We start from the raw sequence: 24,294 nt of genomic DNA, 5'->3' as shown, positions 1-24,294 counted from the left end.
GTCGGCCGCGCCGTCACACCACGCCGTGGGCGATCATGCTCTCGCCCATGTCGACGACCATCGCCTCGAGGGTCCGCGGCCGCCAGCCCAGCACCGTGCGCGCGCGCTGGTTCGACAGGTCCTGGCGCTTCCCCAGCTCCTGGACCGCCAGCTTCGCGGTCCGGTCCCAGGTGCTGACCAGCTTGAGGAGCCAGCCGGGCACCTTGCGGGTCGGGATCTTGAAGCCGCGCCCGCCGAATGTCCGGGCGAGGATCGCGGCGATGTCGCTCATCGACGCGTGCTCGATCGCGACGATGAACCGCTGCCCGGCGGCGGCGGCGGTGGTCATCGCCGCCACCTCGGCGGCGGCCACGTCGCGGACATCGACCACGGCCCAGCCGATGTCGGGGCAGCCCGGCAGCTCGCGCTTGAGGAGCTTCCGCACCACCTCGCCCGACGTGCTGAAGTCCGCGGACAGCACCGGCCCGAGGACGAGGCCGGGGTTGACCGTCACCAGCTCGATCCGCTGGTCGGCCGGCAGCGCCTCGACGAGGTCCCAGGCGGCGCGCTCGGCGATGGTCTTGCTCTGCTCGTAGGCGCCGACCTCGGCGCTGAGCTTGGACCAGTCGGTCTCGTCGTAGGTGCGGCTGCCGTCGCGGTCGTGCCCGTACAGCACCGCGGCGACCGACGAGGTCATGACCACGCGCTCGACCCGCTCGGCCACGGCCGCGCGCAGCACCCGCAGCGCGCCGTCGCGGGCCGGGACGATCAGCTCGTCGGCGTGCTTGGGCGGCTTGCTCGGCAGCGGCGACGCCACGTGCAGCACGTACCGGCAGCCGCGACAGGCGTCGCGCCAGCCGGCGTCGCTGGTCAGCTCGGCACGGACCAGCTCGAAGCGATCGCCGAGCTCGGCGTGGGCGCCGAGGATCCGACGGACCTCGTCGGCGCGTTCGAGCGAGCGCACGGTGCCGCGCACGCGAAAGCCGGCGGCGAGCACCGCCATGATGGTGTGCTGGGCGATGAAGCCAGACGCGCCGGTCACCAGGACCGTGGTCGCGGCGGGATCGACAGGGGCAGGGGGCGTGGTGGGATCGACAGGGGCAGGAGTCGCGGTGGACATCGGGTGGCCTTCCATTAGAGAACGATGGTCTTTTATTAAGAGACTGATGTTCTCTTGTCAAGGGCCGATCTCGCGGCAGGGCCATGCGGATCATGCAAGCATTTGAACTTGCCAGGGAATGATCTCCTGATATAAAAGAACCACGTTCTCATGTCCTCCGGCCAGCCGTTCCTCCGCGCCCGCGATCCCGAGCAGAAAGAGCAACGCCGCCAGGACCTGCTGGGCGCGGCCCGGCGGCTGCTGGTCAGCGATGGCGTCAGCGGCGTCGGGCTCTCGGCGATCGCCCGCGCGGCCGGGCTGGCCAAGTCGAACGTGTACCGCTACTTCGCGAGCCGCGAGGAGATCCTGCTCGAGCTCCTGGGCGAGGACGCGCTGGCCTGGCTGGCCGAGTTCGAGCGCGCGGCCGCGCCGCTGGCCGGCACCAACGACGCGTACACGGTCGCGGCGGTGCTGGCCCGGACCATCGCCGAGCGGCCGGTCACCTGCGAGCTGATCGCGATCGTCGCCGGCGTGCTCGAGCACAACACCTCGCTGGCCGCGGCCGAGCTGTTCAAGGCGCGCATGCTCGAGCTGTCGATCCGGGTCCGCAACGCGCTGCACGCCGCGCTGCCGGCGATCCCGTACGATCGCGCGACCGCGTTCACGCGCTACCTGCACGCGCTGATCGCGGGCCTGTGGCCGATGGCCCACCCGAGCGAGCTCATGCGCGGCGTGCTGGCCCGGCCCGAGCACGCGACGATGCGCTGCGACTTCGAGACCGACCTGCGCGGCAGCCTGCGGCCGATGCTGCTGGGTCTGTGCCGCGCCGGCCCCCTCACGCAGCCGGTGGTTGAGTAGACTCGGGCGCGTGAAGCCCGCCAACTCGCTCCTGGCCGCGTCCGGCACCACGATCTTCGAGGCGATGTCGGCGCTGGCCCGCGCCCACCAGGCGGTCAACCTCGGCCAGGGCTTCCCCGACGATCGCGGGCCCGAGGCGCTGCGCGAGGCCGCCGCCGCCTACGTCGTCGACGGCCACAACCAGTACCCGCCGATGATGGGCCTGCCGGCGCTGCGGCAGGCGGTCGCCGCCCACGCCCGCCGCCACTACGACCTCGACCTCGATCCCGACAGCGAGGTGCTGATCACCTCGGGCGCGACCGAGGCGCTGCTCGACTGCTTCCTCGGGCTGCTCGAGGTCGGCGACGAGGTGATCCTGCTCGAGCCGGCCTACGACACCTACGCGCCGGTGGTGCGGCGCCTGGGCGCGGTGCCGCGGGCCGTGCGCCTGACGCCGCCGCGCTGGGATCTCCCGCGCGCCGCGCTGGCGGCGGCGCTGTCGCCGCGCACCAAGCTGCTGGTGTTCAACTCGCCGATGAACCCGACCGGCAAGGTCTTCGGCGACGACGACCTGGCCTGGCTGGCGACGCAGCTGGTGGCCCACGACGTCTACGCGGTCTGCGACGAGGTCTACGAGCACGTCGTCTTCGACGGCGCCCGCCACGTGCCGCTGATGACCTTGCCCGGCATGCGCGACCGCACCGTGCGCATCGGCTCGGCCGGCAAGACCTTCTCGCTGACCGGCTGGAAGGTCGGCTACGTCAGCGGGCCGGCGGCGATGATCCGCCCGATCGCCAAGGCCCACCAGCTGGTGACCTTCACGACCCCGCCCAACCTGCAGCACGCGGTCGCGCTCGGGCTCGGCGCCGACGCCACCCACTACGCCGGCCTGGCCGCGGCCATGGCGCCGGTCCGGGCGCGCCTGGCCGCGGCGCTCGCCGAGCTCGGCGCCGAGATCATGGCCGGCGACGGCACCTACTTCCTGGTCGCCGACGTCGCCGGGTGGATGCACGCCGAGGAGGACGACGTCGCGTTCGCGCGGCGCCTGGTGACCGAGGCCGGGGTCGTCGTGATCCCGATGAGCGCGTTCTACGCGAGCGATCCGCCGCGCTCGCTGGTGCGGTTCTGTTTCTGCAAGGAGCTGGCGACCATCGACGCCGCCCTGACCCGGCTCGCGGCCTGGCGCCGACGCTGACGCTGGCGCGGTGCTGTCGCTGCGAGGAGCTGGCGACCCCCGACGCCGCTCTGACCCGGCTCGGGGCCTGGCGCCGACGCTGACGCTGGTGCGTCACCGCCAAAGATCGCGGTGCGGGTCGGCGTCGGCCTCGGGGCGCCAGCCACGCGCGCCCGGGTACCCGACCGGCTACCCAGGATCGCCAGAAGTTGCCCACCCGATTCACCGCAGCGGGGTGACCCTCTGCGATGATGTCGGATCATGAGTCAGCCCACCGTCGTCGTCACGCTCGGCAACGCGCAGCTCGGCCTCGATTCACGGATCAACCGCATCTTCGTCGGGCGCGATCCCGCGGCGTCGCAGCTCGCGTTCCTCGACCCCGGCCTGTCGCGCCGCCACGCCGAGGTGTGGCTGGGCCAGGGCCAGGTGTTCATCCGCGACCTCGGGTCGGCCAACGGCACCTGGGTCAACGGCCAGCACATCGGCGCCAACGTCGTCTCGCTGACGCCGGGCATGCAGGTGTCGCTGGGCTCGGTGCCGCTGGCGCTGGCGTGGACCGGCGGCGGCGCGATCGCCGCCCAGCCGCCGCCGCCCGCGTTCGCGGCCCAGCTCGCCCAGCACCAGGCCCAGCAGGCCGCGGCCGCCGCCGCGCCGCTGACCGGGCCGCTGGCGTCGGAGCCGCTGCCGCGGGACTTCGCGTACCGCCGCCAGGACGCCAACGGCAACGGCGTCGTCCTGCTGGCGCTGCGCCAGGACACGACCTGGGCCGGCACGGTGCTCGACGGCTTCGTCGAGTTCACCGCGCTCGACAACGAGACCGTCGCGTCGATCACCGTCGAGCTGGTCGAGCGGCACGAGGACGGATCGAGCAAGGGCCACGTCTGGGATCGCGTGCTGGTGCGGCAGGGCCCGTGGAAGTCGATGAAGGGCGACGTGCTGCCGCTGCCGTTCAAGATCGAGGTGCCGAGCGGGGTCGCGTCGTCGAGCCGCGCGGTGCGCTGGTGCCTGCGCGCGATGGTCGACATCGCGTGGGCGTCCGACGTCGACGTCGAGCTCGACCTGACCGTGCGCAACCCCGACCTCGAGCGGATCCGCGACGCGATGGGCTCGCTCGACTACCGGTTCAGCGAGTGGAAGTCCAAGCCCCACGCGCAGCGCTACGACGCCGGGTTCATGCCGCCGGCCCAGCACCGCAACCGCATCAACGAGGTCAAGATCGGCATCGAGTACCTGGGCGCCCAGGTCAAGCTGCTGCTCGACATCGACAAGAAGGGCTTCGACAAGGAGGGCGCGGTCGCGCTCGACCTGGCGCAGCTGCGCTCGGCCTCGGTCGAGGTGCTGGCCGCGACGCTGCAGAAGGTGATCACCGACGCGATGGCCGGCAAGTAGCGCGCACGGACGCCCGCTCGAGCACGGGGCGCTCGCCGCGCGTCGTCGAGGGTGACCGCGGGCGACCGACCCGAACCGCGGCGCCGCGCCGGTGCACGGCCGATTCGCCCGCGGCCGATCGACCGCGGGTCGCCCGGCCGCGCGTCGAGCGTGAACCGCGGCGGCGCCACCGCCGACGCGCCACCCGCGAACCACAGCGGGACCGGCGGCGCGGCCGCCGGCGCGACGGATCGTGCGATGCTCCCGCCATGCAGCTTGATCTGCGCCAGCGCCTGAGGGTCGGGTTGATGCGCCGGGCGATGCGCGTGCTCCAGGGCACGCCGGCGTTGCGCCGCCGGCTCCTCGCCCAGGCCCGCGCCGAGGTCGACGCCGGGCTCGAGCCGGACCTCGCGGTGCTCGCGGCGCTCGACCGGCGCACCCGCGACTCGCAGGTCTGGCACCGGACGCCGACCGAGGCCCGGCGCCACATGCGCACGTCGATCGCGGTGGTCGAGGACTTCGCGCCCGGCCTGGCGGTCACCGTCCGCGACCTCACGATCGCCGGTGCCGTCGGGCCGCGCCCGGCGCGCGCGTACACGCCGGCCGGCGCCACCGAGCCGGGCCCGGCGCTGGTGTTCTTCCACGGCGGCGGCTGGGTCACCGGCGACCTCGACACCCACGACGGCCTGTGTCGCAAGCTGGCGGCGCTCGGCGGCGTGCGCGTGATCGCGGTCGACTACCGCCTGGCGCCCGAGCACCCGTACCCGGCCGCGGCCGACGACGCGATCGCCGCGTACCGCGACGTCGTGGCCCGCGCGGACGAGCTGCGCGTGCGCCGCGATCGCCTCGGCGTGACCGGTGACAGCGCCGGCGGCAACCTGTCGGCGGTGGTGGCGTTGGCGGTGCGCGCGGATCCGCACCCGCCGGCGCTGCAGGCGCTGCTGTACCCCGCGACCGATCTCACCTGCTCGTACCCGTCGCACGTCCGCCTGGCCGACGCCCCGATCCTGGCGGCGCGCGCGATCCGCTGGTACCGCGGCCACTACCTGGGCGCGACGCCGTCGGCCGAGCGGCTGCGCGAGCCGACGCTGTCGCCGCTGCTCGCGTCGGCCCTGGCCGGGGCCGCGCCCGCCTACGTGGTCATCGCCGGCTTCGATCCGCTGCGCGACGAGGGCGCCGCCTACGTCGACGCGCTCCGCGCCGCCGGCGTCGAGGCCGAGCTGCGCGACGAGCCCGCGCTGGTGCACGGGTTCACGCTGCTCACGGGCGTGAGCCCGGCCTGCGCCCGCGCCACCGACGCGATCTGCGCGCACGTCGGCGCCCGACTGCGCGCCGGCTGAGGCGCGCGCGGCGGCGCTCTGCGCGCACGTCGGCGCTCTGCGCGCACGTCGGCGCCCGACTGCGCGCCGGCTGACGCGCGCGCCGCGTGCACGCGCCGGCGACCGATGGCACCATCGCGCGATGCACCGCACGCTGCCCGTCACGCTCGTCGCCGCCCTCGTCGCCGTCGCCCTCGCCGGCTGCGATGACGGCAAGGCCAAGGCCAAAGGCCGCCGCCGACAAGGTCGACCAGGTCGTCGACAAGCTCGACCGCGACGAGGCCGCCGGCCACCTCGCGACCGCGAAGGCCGCGCTGGCCGCGAACACCGACCCGGCCGAGGCGTGCTCGTGGTCGGCCAGCCACCCCGACGCCGCCGAGCTGGCGCGGCTGTGCAGCTTCGACGTGCCGATGCGCCACGCGACGCTGGCGGTGACGATGGCCGAGCAGGCCCGGGCCGAGCAGGCCGAGGCGCCCTCGCTCACCGAGTGCCAGAGCGACGAGTGGACCAAGGCCAAGCAGAAGCTCGACCGCGATCACGCTGGCGAGGCCGCGTGGACCGCGCTGGCCGCGCGCTGGGCCAAGGTCTGCCCGGGCGCGTGATCGCTACGGCGCGACGGCCTTCTTCTTGAACACCAGGAAGAAGCCGCGCGCGCGCGCGCTCAGGCCAGCAGGCCGGGCAGCGGGCCGCTCGACGCCTCGCCGAACCCGCCGATCGGATCGCCCATCGCGTGGGCCAGCGCGACCAGCAGGTCGGCGTGGCGGCGGTAGTCGAACGACAAGAGCCGGCCGGTGCGGATCGCGCCGCCGCCGCCGCCGGCGAGCACGAACGGCATGTCGTCGTGGCCGTGGGTGTTGCCGTCGCAGACCTCGGTCGCCAGCAGCACCAGCGAGTGATCGAGCATCGTGCCGCCGTCCTCGGGTCGGGCCGCGAGCTGGTCGAGCAGGTACGCGAACTGCTCGACCCACCACACCCGCTGGGCCAGGTAGTCGCGGTACTCGCGGTGCGCGAGATCGTGGCGCGGCCCGTAGTGCGAGGCCTGGTGGCTGCGCATGTCGAAGCCCGGGTCGTACATGGGCGTGCCCGCGAACCGGCTCATGATCAGCTCGCTGGTGTGGTGCGAGGCCTGGATCACGCCGACCTTGGTCAGCCCGCACGCCATCGCCTGCACCATCAGGTCGGTCTGAGCCCGGAGGATCTGCGGGAACCGTTCGGGCGCGTACAGGGTCGCCGGGGTCAGGCCGTCGCCGTCGATGCGCGGGTCGGTGCACGTCGCGCCGCCGCCGCCGCCGGTCGCCATGATCCGGGCCTCGACCTCGCGCAGCGACTCGAGGTGCAGCTCGAGGCGCACGCGGTCGCGCTCGCCGAGGGCTCCGCGCAGGGCCTCGAGCTCGCCGGCGGCGCTGTCGAGGACGCTCAGCTCGCGGGCCGCGGCCGGGTCGGGGCCGCCACCGCTGGTCGAGCCGCCCGCGAACAGCCGCCCGAACGCGGCGACCGGATCGTCGTCGGGCGCGACCGTGATGCCGGGCGCGACGTAGGAGATGTGCTTGTCGCCGCTGGCGCCGTTGTGCCGGGCCATCGCGCCCAGGTACAGGTGCCGGAACGGCGAGGTCGCGCCGACGGTCGCCGCCAGGTGCTGATCGATCGACACGCCGTTGCCGCCGTCGACGCCGGTCAGGAGCTTCTTGGCGCCGCCGGGGTGGCTGCCCTGATCGGCCGGCCCCATCGACAGGCCGCGGAAGAACACGCACGCGCCGCGGTGGCGCTCGAGCGGCGCCAGCTCGGCCGGCAGGGAGAACGAGGTCTCGCCGCCGGTCGGGTGCCACAGGCTGGGCTCGCCGTCGCTCGACGGACCGACCACGCCGTCGGGGAAGTTGAAGACGATCAGGCGGCGCGCGGTGCCGGCGTGGGCGTGGGCCGAGACGCTGCGGCCGGGGCGCGCGAACGGCGCCGCGAGCAGGGCCGCGCCGCCGAGCTTCAGGAACGCGCGTCGATCGATCCGGGTCATCGCCGCACCCCGAAGTCGGGCGACACGATCGTCGCGATCATCAGCTCGCGCACGTCGCCGCCGGCGGCGGCCAGGCGCTCGGACATGGCGATGCGGGCGCAGCGATCGGCCAGGCCGGTGCGCACGCCGCGCGTGAACCGCACGTACTGCCGGGTGAAGCAGGTCGTGGCCGCGTCGCTGGCCGCGACCAAGGTCGCCAGCTCGGGCACGGTCGCGTACGGCATCGACGTGCCGCTGCCGAGGCGCTCGACGTCGCGCAGCTCGCCGGTCGCGTCGATCGGGTGGCCGGCGTCGAGGGTGCGCCAGCGCCCGACCGGATCGAACTGCTCGAAGCCGAAGCCGAGGCCGTCGATGAAGCGGTGGCAGCCCGCGCACACCGGGTTGGCGGTGTGCTGCGCGAAGCGCTCGCGCGTGGTCGCGCCGGGGTCGACCTCGGGCACGCCGCCCGCGAACGCCGGCGGCGGCGGCAGCGCCTGGCACAGGAGGTTGCGGCGCACGAACAGCCCGCGCCGGATCGGCGAGGTCTGATCCGAGTGCGCGTGGCTGGCGAGCACGCTGGCGTGGCCGAGCACGCCGGCGCGCCGACCGTCGGTGTACGCGACCTTGCCGGTCGGATCGGTCGGCGCGGCCACGCCGTAGAACCGCGCCGCGACCGGGTCGAGGATCGTGTAGTCGGCGGTCAGCAGCTCGCCGAGCGTGTGGCCGCCGTCGAAGACGACGTGGGCCGCGAACGCGCGGGTCTCGTGGGCCAGCGCCGCGCGGGTCGGCGGATCGAAGTCGGGGAACAGGTCCGGGCGCTTGTCGGCGGTCGCGACCGCCTCGGCGCCGAGCCACTGCAGCGCGAACTCGCCGACCTGGGTCCGCGCCCGGGGATCGTCGAGCAGCCGCCGGGCCTCGCGCTCGAGGCCGGCGACGTCGTCGAGCTCGCCGCGCTCGGCCGCGGCCAGGAGCGCGTCGTCGGGCGTGCTGCCGACCAGCGCGTAGGCCAGCGCGGTCGCGCGCTCGTACCCGGTCAAGCGGAAGCTGCCGTCGCCCTGCGCCTCGCCCAGCTCCGAGCGGTACAGGAAGTGCGGCGAGATCAGGAGCGCGTGCAGCGCGGTCGCGAGCCCCGCGTCGTCGTCGGCGTCGGCCAGCGCGCCGTAGCGATCGAGCTCGGGCGTGGTCAGCGGGCGCCGGAACGCGCGGCGCCCGAAGGCCGCGAGCCAGGCGCGCGCGCAACCGGCGCGATCGCCGGCCCAGTCGCACGGGTAGAGCGCGGCCTTGCGCGCGACCGCGTCGTCGGCGAGCTGCCCAGCCGCGGCCAGGTAGGCCTCGACGTGGCCCGCGGTCACCGCCTGCGCGGCGGCGTTGGTGTCGAACAGGAACCCGGTCGGGCGCGACTCGATCGGCACCGCCGCCACCGGATCGCTGGCGCCGCCGGCGCACGCCAAGGCCACCACCGAGTTGCGACCGCCGAAGCCGTCAGGCACCGAGGTCGGGGCGCGCGGATCCTCGACCCAGTCGCGCTCGTCGAGCACGAACTTGTAGGTGTGCTCGCCGGCGCCGAGCGTGAACGTGCCGGTCCATTGCCCGGTCGCTGGCGCGTAGGTCAGCGGCCAGCCGCCGCCGGCCGCGGTGCCGGGCCAGCCGTTCCACGAGCCGGCGACGTGCACGGTGGCGTAGGTGCGGCCGCCGGGATCGAACACGAACGTGTGCGCGTCGCAGGCGCTGGGCTCGCACCGGCCCGCGGCGCAGGCGTCGCGGAAGGCGCAGTCGGTGGCGCGCGCGCAGGTCATCGCCGGCGCCGCGGCGCCGAGGAGGTCGGCGACGGTCGCGCGGTACTCGCGTCGGGTCAGCAGCCGGAGCTGGCGCGGCCCCGGCGGGATCACGTCGCAGGCCAGGGCCGACGAGCGGAGGCCGTCGCGGATGAACGCGGCTAGCTCGCTGGCGCAGGCGCCGGTGCAGCTGCCCGGATCGCTCGGCGGCATGCGCTCGGCGATGGTCGAGGTCAACGTCGCCAGCGACAGGTCGGTGTCGCGCAGCCGCGGCGCCAGGCCGCCGTCGCCGGCCTCGCCGTGGCAGACCTCGCAGTGGTCGGCGAAGCGCGCCGCGGCAGGACTGGCGGCGTAGTCGTAGCCGCCGCCGCCGTCGTCGGCGCCGCACCCGACCGCCGCGATCGCGAGCACGAGGAGGAGCGAGCGACGCATGGAGCGATCGCCCTTTGCAACGATCGTTCCGGGACGGTCGGACCCGCGCGCCAGCGGTGACGGTCGCTTGCCGCACAGCGTCGGCGCGCGCGGCGTTGCCAAACGCAACGAGCGGGCGGCCTCGGCGCGCTCGGGGCCGCCGGCCCGCGGAGTGTCGGCGCCGTCACCGTGGCCGCCCGGGTCGATTGACGGCCGCCGGGCCCCTGGGGAATGCTGCGCCGCGTGAAGGCGTGTGTGATCCTGCCGGCCCTCAACGAGGCCGCCCACATCGGCGAGCTGGTCGCCGAGCTGCGCGCGCTCACCGACCTGTCGTGCGGCCCGCCGACCGTGCTGGTGATCGATGACGGCTCGCGCGACGGCACCGCCGAGGTGGCGCGGGCCGCCGGGGCCGAGGTCGTCAGCCACCCGCACAACCGTGGCGTCGGCGCGGCGTTCCGCACCGGCGTCGAGTGGGTCCGCGGGCGCGACTTCGATCTGATGGCTCACATGGACTCGGACGGCCAGGTGCTGCCGAGCGACCTCGCGCTGGTGCTCGAGCCGGTCGCCGCCGACGCGTGCGACCTGGCGATCGGCTCGCGGTTCGCCGGCGCCCGCCCCGAGGGCATGGCCGGCTGGAAGCAGACCGCGCTGACCGGGTTCGCGCGCGGCGTCAGCGCGCTGATGGGCCACTCGCTGCGCGATCTCACGTGCGGGTTCCGCTGCATGAACCGCCTGGTCATCGACGCGCTGGCCCCGACCTTCGACTACGACTACATCACCGAGTCGCTGGTGCAGGCCGCCGCCGCCGGCGCCCGCATCCGCGAGGTGCCGGTGACGGTGCTGTACCCGCCCGAGCACGGCGGCATGAGCCGGCGCGTGCTGCGCTACAGCTCGCGCCTGCTCGGCACCACGGCCTACGCCTACTACCACGGCTTCATCGCGCCGCGCCTGCGCCGATGACGAGCTGGGGCGCGCGCGTGCGGCGCCAGGTCACGTGGCCGCGCGTGGTCTTCACGCTGATCCTGCTGTTCTGGGTCAAGAAGTTCCTGGCGGTCCAGCCGTACACCCAGGGCGACGTCCAGCCGACCGGCCAGTACCAGCGGGTCTTCGCGCGCCTCGACGGCCACTACATCCACCTCGAGCGGATGTCGCTGTTCTTCGACGGTGACCTCGAGCTCGGCAACCAGCTCGCGCAGTGGGGCGACCCGCTCGGCACCGCGACCTTGCCGACCACGACCGGCAAGAACTACCTGTACCCGATCGGCTCGGCGCTGCTCGAGCTGCCGGCGTTCGCGATCGCGCACGGCGTCGCCAAGGTCGAGAACGCGTTCGGCGCGCACATCCCGATGCACGGGTACGACGCGTTCCACCAGCGCTGGACGTTCTTCTCGGCGCTCCTGGCCGGCTTCGGCGCGCTCTTGATCGGCTACCGGCTGGCCCGCCGACACGCGTCCGAGACCGCGGCCTTGTTCGCGGTGTCGCTCGTCGGCCTCGGCACCGGGCTCTACTTCTGGTCGGTGTTCCAGTGCGGCTACGCCCACGCGTGGTCGGCGCTGGCGGTCGCGTGGGTGGTCGACTACTGGGACGCGACCCGGGGCCGCCACGACCTGCGCCGCTACGCGTACCTCGGCGCGCTGCTCGGGTTCGTGATCCTGGCGCGCGCGCAGGACGTGACGATCGCCGCGTTGCCGCTGGGCGAGGGCCTGATCGAGCTGGCGCGCCGGGCCCGACGCCAGGACGGCCGCGGGGTCGCGCGCATGGTCGGCTACGCGCTCGCGGCGCTCGCCGCGATGCTGCTGGTGTCGGCGCCGCAGACGATCGTGTTCCTGCGCTACTTCCACCACCCGTTCGGCCCGTACTCGCAAGAGGGCTTCATGCAGTGGAGCGCGCCGTACCTGTGGGAGGTGCTGTTCTCGTCGAAGCACGGCCTGTTCCGGTGGACGCCGCTGGCGTACCTGTCGATCCTCGGGCTCCTGTTCGCGCGCGGGCCCGAGCGCCGCTACCTCGCCGGCTGGCTGACCGTCGCGTTCTTCCTGCAGGTGTGGGTCAACGGCTCGACCTGGGACTTCTGGGGCTTCTGGGGCTTCGGCGCGCGGCGCATGGCCGGCGTCACCGTCGCGCACATCGTCGGCGCCGCGTTCTTGGTGGACGGCCTGCGCGCGCTGCACGCGCGCTTTCCGGCGGTGGTCCGCCGCGTCGCGCTGGCCATCCCGATCTTGCCGATGGTGTGCGTGAACCTCGACCTGTCGCAGCGCATCTCCGACTACCGGCTGTTCCCGTTGACCGACGACATCTACGACATGTCCCAGGTCTACATCGACAGCCTCACGCGCGAGATCCGGCGGTTCGATCGCGACTGGGGCTCGCCGACGGCGTGGCCGCACAACTGGCTGTGGGCGTGGCAGCACGACCTGCCGATCGAGCGCCACGACGTCGTCTTCGGGGGCGAGCGCCTGTGGGTCAACAACCGCGACTGGGGCGTGCCCGGCACGGTGGTGAAGGACGGCTTCCGGCTGTCGCCGGGCGCGTGCCAGCGCCACTGCCTCGGCCCGTGGAGGTTCGCCAAGATCGACACGATCGAGTACGCGTACCCCGAGGCCGGGGCCGAGCTGATCGTGCCGCTGTTCGCGCGCGAGCACGTGCACCTGAAGATCACCGGCCGGGCCCAGCCGCCCGCGCTCGAGCTCGAGGCCAACGGCCGCTGGCTGTCGGTGCCGGTCACCTTCGACGGCCCGCAGGTCTACCGCTTCGACCTGCCCGACGGCAGCATCCCGCACGGCCCGTCGCGGTTCCGGTTCCGCTGCGCCGGCGGGCCGCCGTGCGTCGGCATCGACCGGCTCGAGTTCGTGTACCAGGCCGACTGAGCTCCGCCGCGCGGTCGATTTCGGACGATTCTCCGCAACCGCGGGCGGAGACGGCCGATAGGGGGGCATGTTCGACTTCGCCCCCGCGGCGAGCTTCGACGCGGAGCTCGAGGTCGGTGACGACGTCGAGCCGCGGCGGGCGGGCGTGCCCGGCAAGGGCTCGCGGGTGGCGCAGGTCTTCGGGCTGGTGCAGCGGCGGGAGGCCGGGGCGGCGGCGGGCGGGGCGGCGGCGGCGAGCGGCGAGGCGGCGGGCGGCGAGGCGGCGGGCGGCGAGGCGGCCGGGGCGGCGGCGAGCGGGGCGGTAAGCGGGGCTGGGGAGGCGAGCGGGGCGGCGGCGGCGGGCAGCGAGGCGGCGGGTCCGGCGGACGATCCGTTCGGCCTGCACCTCGCCGCGGCGCGCGGGGTCGAGGGCGCGGGGACCGCGCTGCCGTACCGCGCCGAGCTCGAGCGCGCGATGGGCGTCGACCTCGGCGGCATCGTGGCGCACGTCGGCGGCGCGGCGGCCGACGCGTGCGCGGCGCTCGACGCGCGGGCCTACGCCACCGGCGATCGGATCGCCTTCGGGAGCGCGCCCGATCTGCACACCGCGGCGCACGAGGTCGCGCACGTGCTGCAGCAGCGCGCGGGGCTGCAGCTGCCCGGCGGGTTCGGCGCGGCCGGCGACGCGCACGAGCGCGCGGCCGACGCGATCGCCGACGCGGTGGTGCGCGGCGAGTCGGTGGCGGCGCAGGTCCCGGTCGGGCGCGGCGGCGGCGGCGTGGCGGTGCAGCGCGCGGGGATGGGCGACGTGCGGCGGGTCGAGGGCGGCGCGCACCTCGCGGCCGAGCCGAGCACGGGGCCCGAGGCCGCGTTCCTGGAGCAGCTCGCGCCGGCGCACGTGCAGGTGGGCCCCCGACCGGTGCGGATGCAGCGCGGTCGACCGCTGGACGTCGAGATCAAGGTGGCGTCGCCGCTGGCCCCGCCGCGGGGCGCGCCGGCGGTGCCGGTGTGGTGCAACCTGTTCCACGTCGACGGCACCAAGGTCGACAGCGCCGGCGGCGACTGGCGGGCGACCCATCGCACGAGCCCGGTGGTGCGGGTCACGGCGCCGGAGGCGACGTGGTACCGGGCCGAGGTGCACGTGAACGCCGGGCGACCGGGCGCGCGTGTGCTCGAGCGGTGGTTTCGCGTGTACCAGGCCAGCGAGCGCTCGGTCGCGCGCGACGAGGGCGCGCGGCTGGCGAAGGGCGCTGGCGACGTCAAGGTCGCGACCTACCGGGACCTCCTGGCCGCGGTGCTCGCCGCGCGCACGCTGACCGAGCGCGGCGACGCGGCGAGCTCCGCGCGGGCGATCGCGCTGCTCGAGCCGGTCCAGGACCAGCTGTGGGCGATCTGGCCCAAGGTGCTCCAGCGCGGCACGCAGTTCGGGTTCGCGCGCAACCTGATCGATCACCGCTTCGACGGCGCGCGCGGCGCGATCGACGCGTGGGTCGTGAAGCTGCGCCTGGGCTCGACGATCGCGGCCGACCCGCTGGTGACCGAGTTCGAGGTCGGCGCGCTCGAGATCAAGCTGGGCACCGGCGAGCCGGTCGACGTGTCGGAGCTGAAGGCGGCCGACCGCGCGGCGATCACGACGGCCAAGGTCGCCGGCGTCGCGGCGGCGGTGGTCGTGCTCGTCCCGCTGGCGGCCGAGCTGGGCGCGATGGCCGGCGCCGAGTTCACCGCCAGCCGCCTGGCGGCCTGGGCGGTCACGCACCCGATGAGCTCGATCGCGCTCGCCGAGTTCGTCACCGCGACCGCCATCGGCATCGGCGAGGCCGGCGGCCTGCGCGCCTACGTCGACGGGCTCAAGGAGAACGTCCCGCTCACGATCCTGCAGATCCTGATGGACCTCGCCAGCTTCGGGCGCGCCCACCACGACGACCTGGCGCCTCCCCGCGGCGGCGGCGGCGGCGGCACGCGCGCGCTGCCTCCCGGCGACGACCCGGCCGCCGGCCGCAAGCTGCTGGGACCCGGACCGGTCGACGAGGCGCCGGCGCCCGGAGCTGGCGCGGGCTCGGGACGCTCGACCGCGCCAGCCGGCGGGACCGACGCCTCCGCCGCGCCCGCGTCGGTCCCCGGGCGCCGCCGCGTCGACGAGCCCGTCGACGAGCCCGCGGCGCCGCGGACGCACGACGAGAGCCCCGCGGTGCGCGTCCCGACCATCCACCCCGAGGCCGACGCGCCCCGCCCGGTGGTGGCGAAGGCGATGAAGAGCGCCGGCATGACCCGCGGCGCGGTCGAGCGCGTCCTGGCGATCGCGACCGAGTTCCGCGTGCGCATCTCGTTCCGCCCCACGAACCGACACGCCGCGGCGCGGCGCGAGGCCGGCGCGTTGCCCAAGCCCGAGGCGCTGAAGATGAAGACCGTGACCGACGTCGACCTGCACCTCGGCATGGGCCCCGAGCACCTCGGCAAGGTCGCCTACTGGAACGGCTGGAAGCTGCCGGCCGACCTCGCCGCGATCGAGGCCTCGAACCCGGCCCTGGCGGCGAAGATCCGGAGCCGCCACGCCGACCGCATGGCCGAGTACGAGCGGTATGCTCCGGTCGTGCAGCGGCTGGTGGCAAAGGAGGAGATCTCGGTAGAGGGTGGGGTCGTGCGTGGCTGGGACGAGGGCCAGGAGATGCCGTTCACCGGGGACTACGATCTCTTCTCGATCACCGAGCTCGACGGGACCCCGATCTCGCAGGGCTCGGCGCGATATGCCGCGGTCTTCGAGGAACTGGCGGCGCCGCCGGTGTCGGTGCAGCACGGACCGCTCGTCGATTGGCGCCCGACGTCGCCGACAGACATGACCGCGAGGCAACGGATGCTCGATGCGCACCGCACCGACGGTGACATCGTGCACTTTGGCCCCGACGAGCGGGTCTCGCAAGGAGCGGAAGAATGAGCGGAGCAATGGACACGCCACAACGTCGGACCGAGTTGCTCGTCCGTCACGGTGCGCTCGATCAGGAGCTCGAGCGACTCGCCGTGGGGCCGTACTCCACCGAGAAGAAGCGCCGCATGACGGAGATCCATCGGGAAACCGCCGCGCTGCGGGACGAATACTTGGCGGGCCTGCCGCAGCTCGCGCTGAGTCGATGCCCGTCTTGCACGGACCTGGCGATCGATCGATTCGACGACGCCGGGATCGACGGGCTCTGGTGGCGCTACGATCGGAATGTTCGCCGGTACGAGGCTCCACGCCGTTGTCGCCACTACTTCTGCTTCACCGGCGCGCTCACGACGGTCGCGCCCGTCGAGTCGACGTACTACACGGTCGAGCCCGGCCCCGATGTGCCGTTCGTGGTGCCGCAGATCCTCGAGGGCGAGGGCATGCGCGCCGTGCTGTGGTCGCTGCCGGTCGGACGTCACACCGGGTATCCCATCTTCTACTACGGCGATCCGATCATCGCGGAGACCTACGGGCTGAACGACTGGGGTGACGCCTCATGGGGCTCATACACAGATGGCAACCCGGCGGGCTGGGCGTCGCGCTTCCTGCTCGACGAGGAGTGCGACTTCGACCTGGCGCCGTGGATCGCCCGCGGCAAGCTGCTCTACATCCTGCCGGGCGACGCCACCATGACCCTGCGCTCGGACGTCGCCGGGTGCCCCTACCTGGATCTGCCCGGCCGCCGGTACTCCGTTGCGATCCGAAACGGCCAGGTACGGCCGTAGGCTCGCGCGGCCGCGATCGACCGAGCGGCCGTAGCCCCACGTCGACGACGGGGCTCGCCCCAGCGCTCGCACCAGCGCCGACCCCGCGACACCTCGCGGCGGCCCGCTGACAGGTACCGGCATGGGTGACGTCCGGTCCGTGCTGGTGTCCGCGGTGTGCGCGCTGGTGGTCGTCGGCGGCGCGGTCGACGCGGGGGCCGCGCCGATGCCGCACTACGATCTGGCGGGCCTGGCGCTCACCAGCGACGCGATCGTGGTCGCGACGCGCCGACCGGCCAGCGACCGGTCCTCAAGCTACCACGTCACGCGGGTCGTGCGCGGCGCGATCGCGGTGGGCGCCGACCTGGTCCTCGACGACGGGCTCTACGCGACCGCGGGACGCGCGGTCGACGCCGAGGTGGTGGCGTTCCTGCGCCGCACCGACGCGGGCGGCTGGGACCTGACGTCGTCGGGGCTGCGGGTCACCGCGCGCGACGAGGTGTTCCGGTTCGAGCAGTGGAGCAACCCTGGCGGCTTCACGATGGTGGCCCAGGGCCACGACCCGACCGATCCGTGGCGCGGCGACGTCGCGCCCATCGATCGCGCGACCTTCGACCGTGAGCTGGCGACCGCGGTCGAGCGCGCCGACGGCGTGATCGCGGCCCTGGCGATCGCCGACCCGGCGCGGCGGCGCGCCGCGGCGCTCGCGCTGCTGGCGCCGGCCGGCGTCAGCCAGGCGACCCGGGGCTTCTACCGGGACGAGGTCGCCGCGCGGGTCGCGACCGGCCTGGCCGCCGTCGGGGATCTCGATGGTGCGCTCGACGCGCGCGCGCGGGATCGCTCGGGGCTGCCGTGGTTCGACACGCTGGCGCCGGCGCCGGCGCTGCTGGCGATCGCGCGCGGCCCGACGGCGGGGGCCGCGCGCCGGGCCCAGGCCCTGGCGGCGCTGCGCGACGGCGCGCTGTTCGCGGACATCGCGGCCGTGCGCGCGGTGCTCGGGCTGGTCGAGGACCCGGCGCCGCGGGTGCGCGCCGCCGCGATCAAGCTGGCCGCGTCGGTATGGCGGTGGAGCGGCGGTCGGGCCGCGGACCAGGCGATCAACCGCGTGCTCCGGCGCGAGGTCACCCGCGCGCTGGCCCGGCGCTTCGCGATCGAGACCGACGACGTCGCGCTCAACGCCCTGGCCGTGGTCCACGACGGTCGCCGGCTGCCGCCTCGCCGGGCGGGGCCACGGATCGTCGCCGCGTTGACCATCGCCGACGGCGGCCTGCGGATCGAGGTGCGATGCCTGCGCCCGGCCCGCCTGCGCCGGCCGGCGATCGTCGCGGTCGGGGCCGGCCCCGCGACGGCGCTGTCCGGGTGGGTCTCGACGACGTGCGGCGCCGACCGCGTCGGTCGCGGCGACGGCGCGGCGATCCCGTGGACGCCGGGCGCGCTGCGGGTGGCGCTCCAGCTGGAGGTCGACGGCGAGCCGGTCACGCTGCCGATCGCGACGGTGATCGCCGACGGCGACGGCGAGCTCGTCCTCGACCCGCCGTGACCGCGGGCGGAGGCCGCGACCCAGGCGCTCTCCTGCATCGCAGGGACTCCCGCGCTACGATCGCCGCCGCGATGATCGTCTGCGTCGACGTGCAGTACGGCGTGACCGCGGTGACCGCCGCGCTGGTCGGGTGGCACGCGTGGCCCGACGCCACCGCGGCGTGCGAGCTGGTCGATCGACACCCGCCCGATCCGGCGCCGTACGTGCCCGGCGCGTTCTACCAGCGCGAGCTGCCGTACCTGGCGGCGATCATCGCGCGCGCGCCGGCGCCGGTGACGACGATCGTCATCGACGGCCACGTCTGGCTCGGGCCCGATCGAGGCGGGCTCGGGGTCCACGTCCACCACCGCTTCGGCGTGCCGGTGATCGGCGTCGCCAAGTCGGCGTTCGTCGGCGCGCCCGCGCTGCCGGTCGTGCGCGGCGGCAGCGCCCGGCCGCTGCACGTCACCGCGATCGGCGTCGAGCCGGCGGTCGCCGCGGCCCAGCTCGCCGCGATGCACGGGCCGTTCCGCCTGCCGACGCTGATCAAGCGCGCCGACTCGCTCGCGCGCGGCCATCGCTGACGGTCACGGCGCGCCGACGACGCCGGCGTCGATGAAGCACGAGACCGCGTTCACCACGACGCACCGGTCGGCGACGCAGTCGATGATCGCCGGCCCACAGTCGCAGACCCGGGGCACGTCGGGCGCGCGGGCGCAGCCGAGCTGGTCCCACTCGGCGCGGTAGCCCGCCAGCTGGGTCTCGATCGCGGCGCGCCCGGCCACGCTGATGGGATCGCCCTCGCACCGGTCGCCGAGCCACGCGTCGCAGCCGCACCTGGCGGTCGCGCCGACGATCGTGCAGTCGGCCGCGCCGGCGCAGGCGTGGTCGGCCGCGGCGATCAGCTGCTCGAACGCGCGATCGACCGCCTCGCACTGCTCCAGCAACGACGGCGGGGCATCTCCGGCGGCGGGCCCACCGCCGCCACCGCCGCACGCGAACACGGAGCTCAACACCAGACCGGCGACCGCACGACGGACCATGGCCCGACGATAGCCGCGCCAGGAGGCGCGCGGCGCGATCAGCCGAGGGCACCGTGGCCGCCGTCACGATCGGACGCGGTCGCCGCGCGAGGCTCGACGCGGCAGGTTCGACGGCCGGCGCGCTGTCACGCCGCGTGACATCGGGCACGATGACGCCATGTCCCAGCTCCCTCCTCGCCTGACCGAGCGCCCCGAGTGGCAGGCGCTGCGCGCCCACGCCGCCGCCCTGGCGCCGCGCCACCTGCGCGACCTGTTCGCCGACGATCCCGCGCGCGGCGAGCGCCTCACGGCCGAGGCCGCCGGCCTCTACGCCGACTACTCGAAGCAGCGCGTCACCGACGAGACCCTGGGCTTGCTGGTCGCGCTGGCCGAGGTCGCCGGCGTGCGCGCGCGGCTCGAGGCGATGTTCGCCGGCGCCAAGATCAACGTCACCGAGGGCCGCGCGGTCCTGCACGTCGCGCTGCGGGCGCCGGCGACCGAGGCGATCGTCGTCGACGGCCACGACGTCGTGCCCGACGTCCACGCGGTGCTCGCGCGCATGACCGCCTTCGCGGAGCGGGTCCGCGGCGGCGCCTGGACCGGCCACACCGGGCGGCCGCTCCGGGCGATCGTCAACATCGGCATCGGCGGCTCGGATCTCGGGCCGGTGATGGCGTACCAGGCGCTGCGCCACTACGCGCAGCCAGAGCTGACCGTCCGGTTCGTGTCCAACGTCGACGGCACCGACTTCGTCGAGGCGGTGCGCGGCCTCGATCCGGCCGAGACGCTGTTCATCGTGTGCTCGAAGACGTTCACGACCCAGGAGACGCTGGCCAACGCCCGGGCGGCGCGGGCCTGGTGCCTGCGCACCCTCGACGACGAGGCCGCGATCGCCCGGCACTTCGTCGCGGTCTCGACCAACGCCGCCGCGGTCGCCGCGTTCGGCATCGACCCCGCCAACATGTTCGGCTTCTGGGACTGGGTCGGCGGGCGTTACTCGATGGAGTCGGCGATCGGCCTGTCGACGATGATCGCGATCGGCCCCGCGCACTTCCGCGACCTGCTGGCCGGCTCGCGCGCGATGGACGAGCACGTCCGCGCCGCGCCGCTGGCCCAGAACCTGCCGGTGCTGCTCGCGCTGATCGGGCTCTGGAACACGTCGTTCCTCGGCGCCGAGACCGTGGCGGTCCTGCCCTACGACCAGTACCTGGCGCGGTTCCCGGCCTACCTGCAGCAGCTGACGATGGAGAGCAACGGCAAGCGCGTGACCGTCGACGGCGCCGAGGTCGACTACCCGACCGGGCCGATCTACTGGGGCGAGCCCGGCACCAACGGCCAGCACTCGTTCTACCAGCTCATCCACCAGGGCACGCGCCTGGTCCCGTGCGACTTCATCGGCTTCGGCCGCACGCTCAACCCGCTCGGCGACCAGCACGATCTGCTGATGGCCAACCTGCTCGCGCAGAGCGAGGCGCTGGCGTTCGGCAAGACCGTCGACGAGGTCGTGGCCGAGGGCACCGCGCCGGCGCTGGTGCCGCACCGGGTCTTCCCCGGCAACCGCCCCTCGACGACGATCCTGGCCGAGCAGCTCACGCCGCACGTGCTCGGCGCGCTGGTGGCGCTGTACGAGCACCTGGTGTTCGTCCAGGGCGTGATCTGGTCGCTCGACTCGTTCGATCAGTGGGGCGTCGAGCTGGGCAAGGCCCTGGCCAGGCGCACCGCCGCCGAGGTGACCAGCGTCGACGAGCCGGCGCTCACGCACGACAGCTCGACCAACGCGCTGATCCGCCGCTACCGCGCCTGGCGCCGGTAGCGCGGCGCCGCGATCAATCCGCCGAGCGCGCCGACGGCATCGCGGTGATCAGCACGTCGACGCCGGCGGCTGGCTGGATCGCCCGGATCGGCAGGTCGGCGCCGGCCTGCCAGCGCGCGACCGCGTCGAGCTTGCTGACGCCGTCGACCAGGACCAGCACCGCGCGCGCCCGGCTCAGGCGCGCGGCGCTCATCGACACCCGGGCCGGCGGCGGCTTGGGCGCGTCGACGATCGCGATCGCGTCGGCGCCGTCCCACGCGTGGCCCGGGAACAGGCTCGCGGTGTGGCCGTCCTCGCCGAGGCCGAGCAGCACCAGATCGAACTCCTCGACGTCGGCCAGCGTCGCGGCGTAGGCCGCGGCGGCGACCTCGGGCCCGCGCTCGGCGGCGATCGCGTGCACCTGCGCCGGCGGGATCTCGACGTGATCGAGCCAGGCCTCGGCGGCGGCGTGATCGTTGCGCTCGGCGTGCCCCGGCGGCAGGCAGCGCTCGTCACCGAAGTACACGTGCCACGCGGCCCACGCCATCGGCGCGGCGCGCACCAGGCGGTAGGCGCCGCGCGGGGTGCCGCCGCCGGCCAGCACGATCCGGAAGCAGCCGCGGGCCGCGATGGCCTCGGTCGCGGCGGCGACGATCCGATCGCGCGCCGCGCGGTGCAGCGCGCCGACCTCGGCGACCTCGTGCCAGCGGGTCGCGGTCATGCCGGCTCGACCGGGCGCTCGATCATCTGGCGGCGATGCTACCACCGCGGGTCACCGGCCCGGCGGCGACCTTTGCGAGCGACCCAGCGCGCGGAGCGGCCGTGTCGCGCGGTCGGTGGCGGGCGTCGACGGCGAGGTCCCGCGCTCGACGGAGATCGGCGGCGCGGGCCGGTTGAGCGCCCGACCGAGCGCGGTGATCATGCGCACCGTGGTGCTCGACGCCATCACGGTCGATGACTCAGACGCCGCCGTGCGGCTGGCAGGTCGACACGGTCTGGCCGTGCTCGACCTCGACCTCGCACTCGAGGCCGGCGGCGCAGTCAGCGTCGGTGGTGCACGCGGCCCCCGCGGTGCCGGCGCCGGTGCCGCCGTCGTCGTCACCACCACCGCTGCCGCTGCCGCCGCCGCCGCCGCCGTGGGGCTGGCAGTACAGCTGGCCATGCTCGATCTCGGCCTCGTAGCCGGCCGGGCAGGCGCCGTCGGAGTCGTCGTCGGCCTGGCAGTAGCTGGTGGTGACGCCGTGCTCGACCTCGATCTCGCACTCGAAGCCTGCCGGGCACTCGGTGCCATCGGCGCACGGCGTCTCGATGATCGCGCGGTCGGTCGACGACGTCTGGTCGAGCGCACAGCCCGCGGTGGTGAAGGCGAGGGTGGCGAGGAGGAGCGACAGGCGAGCGGTGGTGAACATGGGGTGTCTTCTTTCGTTCGGTGTGCGCCGGACGTGATGACCGGTGCGTGAAGACAGGTGTAATGGCTCGCCGCCGATCCCACGAGTTTCGACCGCTTACGATGAGCTAGAAAAGTGACGTGATATTTGAAAATTATAATAAATCCGGATATATAATCGCGTCACGTCAGATCACAGCAACACCGACCTGGCCCGGAGCTTCTACGCCGGGCGCTACGCCGAGGTCATCGCGGCGACCTACGATCAGGGGGCCGACGTCGCGACCGACGACCTCGCCTTCGTCGTCGGCGCGCTGACGTTCGTCGATCGCGTCGACGAGGCCCAGGCGCTGTTCGACGCCTGGCACGGGCGGGCCGGCGCCGCGCCCGACGCGCGGACGCTGATCGCCGGCCGCTTCTTCCTGGGCCTGGCGCTCGCGCGGGCCGGCTACTTCGATCGCTCGGCGCCGCTGCTGGTCACCGCCGGCGCGCGCGCGCGGCACCACGCCGATCCGTGGGTGCGCGCGCTGGTGTTCCAGGGCCTGGCCTGCCAGTGCTACTTCACCGGGCGCTACGCCGGCGCCGCGCGCCACGCGCTGCGGGCCCTGCAGGCCGCCCACGAGGCGAAGTTCCGGTACGTCGCGATGCTCGGCACCGACATGCGCGGCCACGCGCTGGTGCAGCTCGGCCAGCTCCAGCGCGGCATCGCGCTGCTCGAGCAGGCCAACCGCCAGGCGCAGCGGCTCGGGCTGACCAACAACGCGTTCGCCGTCGACACGTCGATCGCCACCTACGCCGCGCGGTTCGTGCCCGAGGTCGAGGCCCTGGCGCGGGTCGAGGCGCTCTTGCGGCGGCGCGCCCACGACTCGTACTCGCGGCGCGTGCTGCTGGTCGAGGCCGCGGTGCAGCGCGCGCTGCGCGGGCGTCGCTCCGAGGCGGTCGCGGCCCTCGCGGACGCCGACCGCGACGCGCTCCGCGGCGACACGCGGCGCGGCCGGGTCGTGGCGCTGCTGGCGCGGCTATGGGTGACGCGCTGGCAGGCGGGGCCGGCGGCGTGCGCGGCGCTGGTCGCGCAGGCCCGGGGGCTGATCGAGCCGCGCGACGTCGCGTTCCGGTGTGAGCTGCTCGCGTTCGAGATCCTGGTCGCCCGCGCCGCCGGCGACGACGACGGCGTGACGCGCGCCCTCGACGAGCTGCGCGGGCTGTGGCGCGCGACCCAGCACTTCGCCGCCAAGGCTGCGCTCGGTCAGTTCGACGCGGCCCGCCCCGCCGACGCCTTCGACGAGGACACGCTGACGCCGGTGCTGCGCGCGGTGGCCCAGCGCGACGCGACCGCGCTGTCGCGCGTGCTGGCGCTCGGGCTCCTGGGCGCGGTGCCCGAGCTGCTCGGCCTGGCGCCAGGGCGCCGCATCATCCTGATCCCGTCCGAGGACCTGGTGCTGCTCGAGGATCACGGCGACGTGATCGTGCGCCACCGACCGCCGCGCTGGTGCCCGGCGCTGCTGCGCATCCTGGCCAGCGGCGCGGCCACGAAGGAGCGCATCGTCGCCGGGCTCTGGGGCCTGCGCGCGTACCACCCCGAGCTGCACGATCCGCCGGTGCGCACGACGATCCACCGCCTGCGCACGTTCCTGCAGCCGCACGGGCGCTGGATCGAGGTCGGCGACGATGGCTACCGTACGACGGTGCCGGTGCACCTCGTCAGCGGCGCCGAGCCGCCGCCGCTCGACGTCGCGCCGCTGTGGGACGAGGGCGAGATCCCATCGCTGCGCTCACACCTCGCGCCCGCGCCGGTGACGGCGGCGCCGGTCGCCGAGCCGCCGCAGCGGGTGCTGCAGTACCTGACCGAGCACGCGCGGGCGACCGTGCCGGAGGTCGCGCGCGCCCTCGAGCTGTCGCCCAGCACGGCGCTGCGCGCGCTGCGCACGCTGGTCGGCCAGCGTCGCGTCGAGCGCGTGGGCTTCGCGCGCGCTACGTCCTACCGGCTCCGCCCCGAGGCATGATCGTCCGCTTCTTGCGCAGTGATCGTGAACCGGTGGCGTCGCGCGGCGCCACCGCCAGGCTGGACCGCCACCGCGTCCACCGAGAAGGGCGCACA

The 24,294-nt window shown here is 74.6% G+C and carries 19 protein-coding genes and 1 pseudogene; 13 read left to right on the top strand and 7 right to left on the bottom strand.

What is annotated here, in order from left to right; all coding sequences use genetic code 11:
• Positions 1–13: 13 nt before the first annotated feature.
• Complete coding sequence (locus IPL61_24395; GenBank protein MBK9034367.1) at positions 14–1,099, bottom strand: NAD-dependent epimerase/dehydratase family protein; 1,086 nt, start codon at positions 1,097–1,099, stop codon at positions 14–16.
• Positions 1,100–1,249: 150 nt separating this feature from the next.
• On the opposite strand from IPL61_24395, the gene IPL61_24390 reads away from it, so the two are divergent.
• The 5 genes from IPL61_24390 (at position 1,250) to IPL61_24370 (ending at position 6,378) form a co-directional block, all read left to right on the top strand.
• Positions 1,250–1,936 (top strand): TetR family transcriptional regulator, encoded by a 687-nt coding sequence (locus tag IPL61_24390; protein MBK9034366.1) that lies wholly within the window; start codon positions 1,250–1,252, stop codon positions 1,934–1,936.
• A gap of 10 nt (positions 1,937–1,946) precedes the next feature.
• The gene (locus IPL61_24385; GenBank protein MBK9034365.1) at positions 1,947–3,110 is read left to right on the top strand and encodes an aminotransferase; all 1,164 of its coding nucleotides are present in this window, start codon (positions 1,947–1,949) and stop codon (positions 3,108–3,110) included.
• 240 nt (positions 3,111–3,350) lie between these two features.
• Entirely contained in the window at positions 3,351–4,478 is a 1,128-nt protein-coding gene (locus tag IPL61_24380) for an FHA domain-containing protein (protein ID MBK9034364.1), read from the top strand.
• A gap of 248 nt (positions 4,479–4,726) precedes the next feature.
• Positions 4,727–5,797 (top strand): alpha/beta hydrolase, encoded by a 1,071-nt coding sequence (locus IPL61_24375; GenBank protein MBK9034363.1) that lies wholly within the window; start codon positions 4,727–4,729, stop codon positions 5,795–5,797.
• A gap of 185 nt (positions 5,798–5,982) precedes the next feature.
• A complete protein-coding gene (locus IPL61_24370) occupies positions 5,983–6,378 on the top strand; it encodes a hypothetical protein (protein MBK9034362.1) in 396 nt (131 codons plus the stop codon).
• Between the two features lie 59 nt (positions 6,379–6,437).
• On the opposite strand, the gene IPL61_24365 is transcribed toward IPL61_24370, so the two are convergent.
• Complete coding sequence (locus IPL61_24365) at positions 6,438–7,784, bottom strand: DUF1552 domain-containing protein (protein MBK9034361.1); 1,347 nt, start codon at positions 7,782–7,784, stop codon at positions 6,438–6,440.
• Positions 7,781–9,970 carry a DUF1592 domain-containing protein gene (locus tag IPL61_24360; protein MBK9034360.1) on the bottom strand — a complete coding sequence of 730 codons (2,190 nt, stop codon included), beginning with the start codon at positions 9,968–9,970 and terminating at the stop codon, positions 7,781–7,783. The genes IPL61_24365 and IPL61_24360 overlap by 4 nt, the downstream gene beginning before the upstream one ends.
• Before the next feature lie 222 nt (positions 9,971–10,192).
• Here IPL61_24360 and IPL61_24355 point away from each other — a divergent pair, with 222 nt between their 5' ends.
• From IPL61_24355 to IPL61_24330, 6 genes and pseudogenes are all read left to right on the top strand, one after another.
• Complete coding sequence (locus tag IPL61_24355; GenBank protein ID MBK9034359.1) at positions 10,193–10,909, top strand: glycosyltransferase family 2 protein; 717 nt, start codon at positions 10,193–10,195, stop codon at positions 10,907–10,909.
• Positions 10,906–12,813: a hypothetical protein gene (locus IPL61_24350; protein ID MBK9034358.1), complete on the top strand. Its 1,908-nt coding sequence runs from the start codon at positions 10,906–10,908 to the stop codon at positions 12,811–12,813. Before IPL61_24355 ends, IPL61_24350 begins: the two co-directional genes overlap by 4 nt.
• Positions 12,814–12,880: 67 nt before the next feature.
• A pseudogene (locus tag IPL61_24345) lies at positions 12,881–13,591 on the top strand (DUF4157 domain-containing protein).
• Between the two features lie 2,141 nt (positions 13,592–15,732).
• Positions 15,733–16,497: a hypothetical protein gene (locus IPL61_24340; GenBank protein MBK9034357.1), complete on the top strand. Its 765-nt coding sequence runs from the start codon at positions 15,733–15,735 to the stop codon at positions 16,495–16,497.
• A gap of 121 nt (positions 16,498–16,618) precedes the next feature.
• Complete coding sequence (locus IPL61_24335; protein MBK9034356.1) at positions 16,619–18,016, top strand: hypothetical protein; 1,398 nt, start codon at positions 16,619–16,621, stop codon at positions 18,014–18,016.
• A gap of 71 nt (positions 18,017–18,087) precedes the next feature.
• The gene (locus IPL61_24330; GenBank protein ID MBK9034355.1) at positions 18,088–18,579 is read left to right on the top strand and encodes an endonuclease V; all 492 of its coding nucleotides are present in this window, start codon (positions 18,088–18,090) and stop codon (positions 18,577–18,579) included.
• A gap of 3 nt (positions 18,580–18,582) precedes the next feature.
• Here IPL61_24330 and IPL61_24325 read toward each other — a convergent pair whose 3' ends face one another.
• Positions 18,583–19,038 (bottom strand): hypothetical protein, encoded by a 456-nt coding sequence (locus tag IPL61_24325; GenBank protein ID MBK9034354.1) that lies wholly within the window; start codon positions 19,036–19,038, stop codon positions 18,583–18,585.
• 157 nt (positions 19,039–19,195) lie between these two features.
• Here IPL61_24325 and pgi point away from each other — a divergent pair, with 157 nt between their 5' ends.
• Positions 19,196–20,830, top strand: coding sequence for a glucose-6-phosphate isomerase (gene pgi, locus IPL61_24320; protein MBK9034353.1), 1,635 nt, complete (start codon positions 19,196–19,198; stop codon positions 20,828–20,830).
• A 13-nt stretch (positions 20,831–20,843) separates the two neighbouring features.
• Here pgi and pgl read toward each other — a convergent pair whose 3' ends face one another.
• The 3 genes from pgl to IPL61_24305 all read right to left on the bottom strand — a co-directional run bounded on the left by pgl (position 20,844) and on the right by IPL61_24305 (position 22,702).
• Positions 20,844–21,530 carry a 6-phosphogluconolactonase gene (gene pgl, locus IPL61_24315; GenBank protein MBK9034352.1) on the bottom strand — a complete coding sequence of 229 codons (687 nt, stop codon included), beginning with the start codon at positions 21,528–21,530 and terminating at the stop codon, positions 20,844–20,846.
• Between the two features lie 238 nt (positions 21,531–21,768).
• Positions 21,769–22,218, bottom strand: a complete 450-nt coding sequence (locus tag IPL61_24310) for a hypothetical protein (protein MBK9034351.1) — start codon at positions 22,216–22,218, stop codon at positions 21,769–21,771.
• Positions 22,219–22,384: 166 nt separating this feature from the next.
• Positions 22,385–22,702: a hypothetical protein gene (locus tag IPL61_24305; GenBank protein MBK9034350.1), complete on the bottom strand. Its 318-nt coding sequence runs from the start codon at positions 22,700–22,702 to the stop codon at positions 22,385–22,387.
• A 12-nt stretch (positions 22,703–22,714) separates the two neighbouring features.
• Between IPL61_24305 and IPL61_24300 the strand changes: the two genes are divergently transcribed.
• Positions 22,715–24,199, top strand: a complete 1,485-nt coding sequence (locus tag IPL61_24300; GenBank protein ID MBK9034349.1) for a winged helix-turn-helix domain-containing protein — start codon at positions 22,715–22,717, stop codon at positions 24,197–24,199.
• Positions 24,200–24,294: the final 95 nt, after the last annotated feature.

This window comes from Myxococcales bacterium, from assembly GCA_016717005.1.
Lineage (GTDB): Bacteria > Myxococcota_A > Polyangia > Haliangiales > Haliangiaceae > UBA2376.
The sequence above is the reverse complement of the archived record's forward strand: the minus strand, read 5'-3'. Positions and strand labels throughout refer to the sequence as shown.